This is a genomic window from Microcystis sp. M53602_WE12 (assembly GCF_030065455.1).
GTDB classification, from domain to species: domain Bacteria; phylum Cyanobacteriota; class Cyanobacteriia; order Cyanobacteriales; family Microcystaceae; genus Microcystis; species Microcystis aeruginosa.
Genome location: NZ_JASJFB010000002.1, coordinates 1 through 5,867, shown reverse-complemented (window position 1 = coordinate 5,867; position 5,867 = coordinate 1). Strand labels below are relative to the sequence as shown.

Annotated in this window: 5 protein-coding genes and 2 pseudogenes; 2 read left to right on the top strand and 5 right to left on the bottom strand. The window is 46.3% G+C overall.

Going from position 1 to position 5,867, the window contains the following annotated elements; genetic code table 11:
- From PX482_RS00045 to PX482_RS00030, 4 genes are all read right to left on the bottom strand, one after another.
- Positions 1–2,432 (bottom strand): AAA-like domain-containing protein (locus tag PX482_RS00045; protein WP_288121918.1); only part of this gene is annotated, 2,432 nt, incomplete at its 3' end.
- 68 nt (positions 2,433–2,500) lie between these two features.
- On the bottom strand, positions 2,501–2,836 hold the full coding sequence (locus PX482_RS00040; RefSeq protein ID WP_012268273.1) for a XisI protein: 336 nt from the start codon (positions 2,834–2,836) through the stop codon (positions 2,501–2,503).
- Entirely contained in the window at positions 2,824–2,955 is a 132-nt protein-coding gene (locus PX482_RS00035; protein WP_002761389.1) for an element excision factor XisH family protein, read from the bottom strand. The genes PX482_RS00040 and PX482_RS00035 overlap by 13 nt, the downstream gene beginning before the upstream one ends.
- A 27-nt stretch (positions 2,956–2,982) precedes the next feature.
- Positions 2,983–4,599, bottom strand: coding sequence for an AAA-like domain-containing protein (locus PX482_RS00030; protein ID WP_149978441.1), 1,617 nt, complete (start codon positions 4,597–4,599; stop codon positions 2,983–2,985).
- Positions 4,600–4,867: 268 nt separating this feature from the next.
- Between PX482_RS00030 and PX482_RS00025 the strand changes: the two genes are divergently transcribed.
- Both PX482_RS00025 and PX482_RS00020 read left to right on the top strand, forming a co-directional pair.
- On the top strand, positions 4,868–5,116 hold the full coding sequence (locus PX482_RS00025) for a DUF433 domain-containing protein (protein WP_002774376.1): 249 nt from the start codon (positions 4,868–4,870) through the stop codon (positions 5,114–5,116).
- Positions 5,107–5,475, top strand: a pseudogene (locus tag PX482_RS00020) (DUF5615 family PIN-like protein). The gene PX482_RS00025 and the pseudogene PX482_RS00020 overlap by 10 nt, the downstream one beginning before the upstream one ends.
- A 138-nt stretch (positions 5,476–5,613) precedes the next feature.
- Here PX482_RS00020 and PX482_RS27570 read toward each other — a convergent pair.
- Positions 5,614–5,730 (bottom strand): annotated as a pseudogene (locus PX482_RS27570) (XRE family transcriptional regulator); the annotation flags it as partial.
- Positions 5,731–5,867 lie beyond the last annotated feature (137 nt).

Below are 5,867 nucleotides of genomic sequence, written 5' to 3'. Positions count from 1 at the left end.
CCCGTCTCGGCATCCCACACCCTCGCTGTCTTGTCTTCTGAGGCGGTGACGATGCGCTTGCCGTCTGGGCTAAAGGCGGCTGTCCAGACATAGCCTTGATGGCCGTTGAGGGAGGCGATTTCTCTTCCCGTCTCGGCATCCCACACCCTCGCTGTCTTGTCTTCTGAGGCGGTGACGATGCGCTTGCCGTCTGGGCTAAAGGCGGCTGTCCTGACACTGTCTTGATGAGCCAAGAGGGTTTGGTGCTGCCAAGGTTGCCCTGCACGATTTTCTACGGTATCTAGCATCGTTTGCAGCGCGTAAAGGGGATTTGCCGCAAACCCCGCCCGTCCCTTTTTCTGTGCCAATGCCTTCGCCGCTTCTCCAACTTGGATCGCCTCTACCAATGCTGGGATCTGTCCAAATTGAAAGTTATTTGAGGCAACCTCACCCGATCGCTCTAACCGATTGACCGCAAGGATCGTTTCCTGTGCTATCTCTGCCTGTCGCGCCGCCCTTTCTGCCTTTTGCTGCTGGGCTGCAGCAAGTCGGAACTGCTGCTCTGCTGCCACCTTATCCCGTTCTGTGGCTGCCCTATCTCGGTTGACTTGAGCCAACTGCGCCGAGGCTACCAGTACCCGTTCCTGTGCTTGTAGGTATTGCTGCTGGGCCGATCGCGCTTGGTTTTGTGCCTGCTGGAACTTGCGATCGGCATCCTTTAGCTTTCCTCGCGCTACTGAGAGATTTTTCTGGGCTAATTTTTCCTTTCCCCTCGTCTGGCGCAAATTGCTATCTAAAATAATTTTGTCTTGCTGTAACTTCCTTTGGTCTGCTAATAATCTCAGTTTGTCGCCGTTCAGTTTTGTGATATTGGTTTGGGCAACCCTGAAATTATTCGTTGCCTTTATCGAAATAGGAACGGCAATAGCAGCAATGGCAATAGCTCCCAATGCCCCCAACAAACTAAGCTTATTCCGTCGATTAGCTTTTTTGATGATTTTGTCGGATTCCTCCCTTGTTTCTAATAATGCTTGGTTCGCTGTTTCTAATTCTGTTTCCGCCTGTTCCCTCGCCGCAGTCAAAATCTGATTCGCTTCCGTTTCCGCCGCCAATCGCCTTTCCATATCCCGTTTTTCGACATCCTGGCTATCATCTAAAAAGCGTTCATCTTCTTTACTCAAGCGCTTTCCTTTTGCCCAAGTCTCCGCCTCCCGCAACGCCTGTCCCCGCAACAAAAACGACTCTTTCTGCTCTTCTTGTGCCTCCTGCCAAGCCTTAAACGCCTCCCCATAAAACCCCGGACGCAAATCCGCCAAAGCGCGAGCCACCCACTGCCCATTAAACACCTGCGCGTAGATGGGGTTATAGACTTTCAACCTGCCCTCTCGCTTCACCACCAAACCCGTCAGCCGCAGTTGCAGTTGCTCGTAGCTCTCATCGGCAATGATCCCCCCTTCCTTTCTGGATGAGAGAGGGGGGGGTTCAGCATCCAAAACTTGCTGATAAATCCCTAGCAGTCGCCCCCGTAGCCGTTCGTCACTGCGTAAAATCCTGTCTCGAATCGTTTTCAAATGCGGCGGCACGTCCTGCGCCTCCCAATTATCGATAAGCTGGCTCGTCACCACCTGCGCCACCAAATCTGGGGGCGATAGGCGCAAATCTGCCTCCTGCACTACCAAATTCAAGACCCGCTGCGTCAAAAACGGCTGTCCCCCCGTCCAATACAACACCGCTTGCAGCACCGCCTGCGGATCGTCCACCTTGCCCACCAAACCCTGCATCAAAGGTTGAGCTTCCTGGAGTTGAAAGCCACTCATCTCCACCGCCCGACCGATATTAAACGCCGAACTACGCTTACTGACAATCAGATCGGAAGGTGTTGCCACCCCTAAAAACGCAAAAGTCAGCCGCCGATAACGCAGATCTTCCGCCCGCCGCTCAAAGAAAGAGCGAATCAGAATGAAAAAACCATCGGTATCAAACTTGAGACTGAGCAGGTTATCAATTTCTTCGACAAAAATGACGACATCTTGCGAGAGTTCTGCCAGCAATACGCGATCGATAAAATAAGTAAAGCGTTCGACCGCCGAAATCGACTGAGCCGCCAGATCCTTCCACCAACTCGAAAAATCGATTTTCTCTTGTAAATGCAAATCATCGATCAAGCGTTTTATGGTTCCGGCATACCACTGATCCTCGCTCAAACTGGTTCCCCGGGTTTGCGGGTCAATGACCGCACAAGCCACCCCCTCTGCCGCTAACTTCTGCATCACCCGCACCCGCAAACTAGACTTGCCCATCTGCCGCGAGTTAAAGACAAAACAATATTCTCCTGATTTCAGGCGATCGTACAATTCGCGATCGGCCTGTCGCTCTACATACCCACGATATTCGGCAGGTAAGCTCCCGCCTACTTGATAGCTAAAAGGAGTCGAGGAAGTTGGGTTTGTCATCTGATACCAAATTGCTAAAAATATGTCCCAGAAAACGGATTTCTTTAAGAAACCCGTTTTCTAAGAGGTTAGGCGATCGCGTAGCCCGTGTAACCGCGTACATCCGCCGGATGAAAAGCGAGGACAATATCCTGCCGGGGAACACCCGCCGCCACTAGCTCATGGGTTACTCCGTCTTCGGTTTCATCTCGTTGTACCCAGATTTTCTCGTTGATAATATCCAAATGAATTAAACAGCCATGCACGCGAGTTTTGCGATCCCATCCGAGCGTCATCAAAAGATAGCTATCTCGAACTTCATCAAAAATCGGCTTACAAATCAATTCGCCGTGAGAATAAGGGATTTCAGTATAAGGAATCAAAACCGATTTAATAATATGACGATACTGATCTAATTTTTCCATTGCGAAATGACCTCCTTTTCAGCATCAAAAACAATAAACTTGAGATTTTCATCTTCGATTAAAATTTGTCCGATTGGCTCTTCAAAAAATGAATTATAAATCACATCTCTAATCGCCAAATCTAGTTTACAATAAAGTGTTTTTATTTAATTTCCTCCCAAGCGATCGCAAAAATACTGACGATAAAGATCGCAGCGAGGTTTCACATTATTATCAACCCGCACCACTAATCCCATACTGTCCAGTTTAAACGACTCCTCAGACCGCAAACGTACCGGCGCTTCAGAAGTAATAACCAATTTCATGGCTGCCCCCAGTTCAGGATAATCTTCCAAAGTCTTCAAATGTCCCCGCAGATAATCGCTGTAAATTCCCGCTTCTGTGGGAGCCGTCCGCAAAAATTCCGCCAAAGAAAGATCCCCCGCTGCAATGTGATAGAGTGCCGAGCGCACCATGTAGGGATGCCCTCCAATTAACCCCATAAATTGTTCGAGTTCCCCCTCTGTCCAAGTTAATCCGTGCCGTGCTACCAACTCCTGTACCTGTTCAGGCGTAAACTCTCCCAATTCGATGGGCAACCCCACATTAAAAGGCGATTGATTGATATCCCGTTGGGCATAGGACTCTTGAGAATGGACGATGATCAGCCGCAATTTCTGCCACAGTTTTTTAATCTTGGAACTTTCATGCCAGCCGCGCAATAATCCGCATAAATCCGTCTCGATATCTGCGTATTTAAAGATGCGATCAAAGTTATCGATCGCCAACACTAACGGGCGATCGTTCCCCTCTAATAAATACTTCTCAAAATAATCCGTACTGTTATCGTTCGCTCCAAAAATATCATCCCAATACTCTTCAATCTTGACCCTTACTCCTAGTGGTTTACCCACCGACGCACAAAACCACTGCATGAACTTGTCGAGATCGTCAAAGAACTTTTGATTGGTCTGTTCCAGATCGATCGTTACCGCACGATAGCCTAGTTGAGATGCTTGGGCAAGTACCTTCGCCATCAGGGACGATTTGCCCATATTGTGGGGCGATTTAATCCGAATCAGGGAGCCAGGCCTTTGAATTTCCTCATAGCACCGTTCTTCGTAAGGGGAAGTAATATAAAAGCGAGAGTCAATGCTAACTTGTCCTTCTGGAGATTCCAAGCTAATTTCCTGTTGTATCTTGTCTGGAGTAACTGTTGGCTTGAGGGGTTCCGATTGCGTTGGCATCTCAGTGGCTTTTGCGGATTGTTGCGGCTCTGGCAAGACAGTGGGCTGTTTGTCAGTTAACACTGTCGCCATTTCCATTGCCGCCTGCCGAATCCCCTCAGCAATATTTAAAAACGCCTCACCCCGATTACTCCAAGTCGTCACAGGCTTGGCATTTTTTGGCAAAGCTTGCAACTTACCAAAAGGCGCACCACTCCAATCCACCGGCTTCAAAATAATCGGAATCACCCGCGCCTCCCCCGCATCATGCCGTGCGATCGCCCGTTCCATTTCAAGATCATAACAGTAGTCAGAAGCGATAAAGTTTTCACTAATCAACAACAGAATAATCTCGGCTGAATTGAGATTTTCATCAATGGCTTGTCTCCACTCTGTTCCAGCACTAATTTTGCGATCGTGCCATGATTTAATCACTCCCTGTCTTTGTAATGACGCGAGGTGAAGTCCCAAAGTTTCCCGCAGTTTCTCATCCCGGTGAGAGTAAGAAATAAATACATCGAGCGGTGTGGATGATATGTCTGGATTAGGTAAAATCATGGCTCTCAGTTTTAAGATTTCAGAAACCGGTTTTTTTCAACCTATTGATTTCAGAAAACGGGTTTTTTCAAAAAACCCGTTTTCTCGTCTAACTTGTTATACTATACTACTACAACTTAAAACCTCACCATTCCCTAATCTTCCCTACGGGGTTGGAGACAAGCTTTGCACCCTCACTGAAGGAGTAATTTCCCACTTCCACTCGCAACTATAGAATTAGCTATAATAAAATTACCACAGGTATCATCTTCATATTTCTGGAAACTATATGACCTTAAAACAATTAGACCGAATTACTTTTAACTCCAAAATTATGGCAGGTCAAGCCTGTATTCGAGGAATGCGTATTCCTGTTTCTTTAATTCTTAATCTACTTGCTAACGAAAAGCCGATAGAGGAAATATTAGAGGAATACCCTGACCTAGAAAGAGAAGATATTCACCAATGTTTATTATATGCTTCTTGGTTAGCCAGAGAACAAGTTCATTATTTTGAATTAATCGAGCAATGGAGATAGAGTTTCTAGCCGATATGGGGATTTCTCTGCGTACAGTCTCATGGTTAAGAGAACAAGGTTATGATGTCGTTCATCTTCGAGATGAAGGCTTACAAACTTTATCTGATCAGTAAATTCTTGCCAAAGCAAAAAGAGAAAAGCGGATAATTTTAACTGTCGATCTAGATTTTTCTCAACTTCTCGCTATTAGTGGTGATAATTTACCAAGTGTCATCCTATTCCGTTTAGGCAATGAAAACTACAATCTAATTAATCAGCGTTTAACTATAGTTTTACGAGATTGTACAAAAGCATTAAAGACGGGAGCAATTGTGTCAGTGACAGATCGTATTTTTCGGATTAGACTTTTACCAATTTAAGATTTTTGCTTTATAGCTTTCATGGAGTCTTCCCGTTAATTCCATCTTAAATATTGTGTTCCAAAAGCGAACACATTTATTATTGAGTACAAATTATAACATTGGCAAATAATCTCCCTGTCCTCTGTGTCTCTGTGGTTAATTACACTTCGTTTCTGAATAGTCACCAATAATTATAGGTTCTTTGTTGGGAATTTTGACAATAATTTCGACAGTTCCACCTAAGGCGTTAACTACTTCGCGCAGTGTATTTAGGGTCTGCTGAAAAAGTTTTTCGGTGGTGGCAGGGTGTGGGGTGTGGGGTGTGGGGTGTGGGGTGTGGGGTTTTACCAGTTTTGAGGTGGCCAATTACCTAATTTTCAGGGAAAAAGTCCAGGAATTTTCCCCCCGAT

Bases quoted from the DNA above. Each gene is read 5' to 3' on its own strand.
- PX482_RS00040 (WP_012268273.1), bottom strand. From the start codon at position 2,836: ATGGAAAAATTAGATCAGTATCGTCATATTATTAAATCGGTTTTGATT.
- PX482_RS00030 (WP_149978441.1), bottom strand. From the start codon at position 4,599: ATGATTTTACCTAATCCAGACATATCATCCACACCGCTCGATGTATTT.
- PX482_RS00025 (WP_002774376.1), top strand. From the start codon at position 4,868: ATGACCTTAAAACAATTAGACCGAATTACTTTTAACTCCAAAATTATG.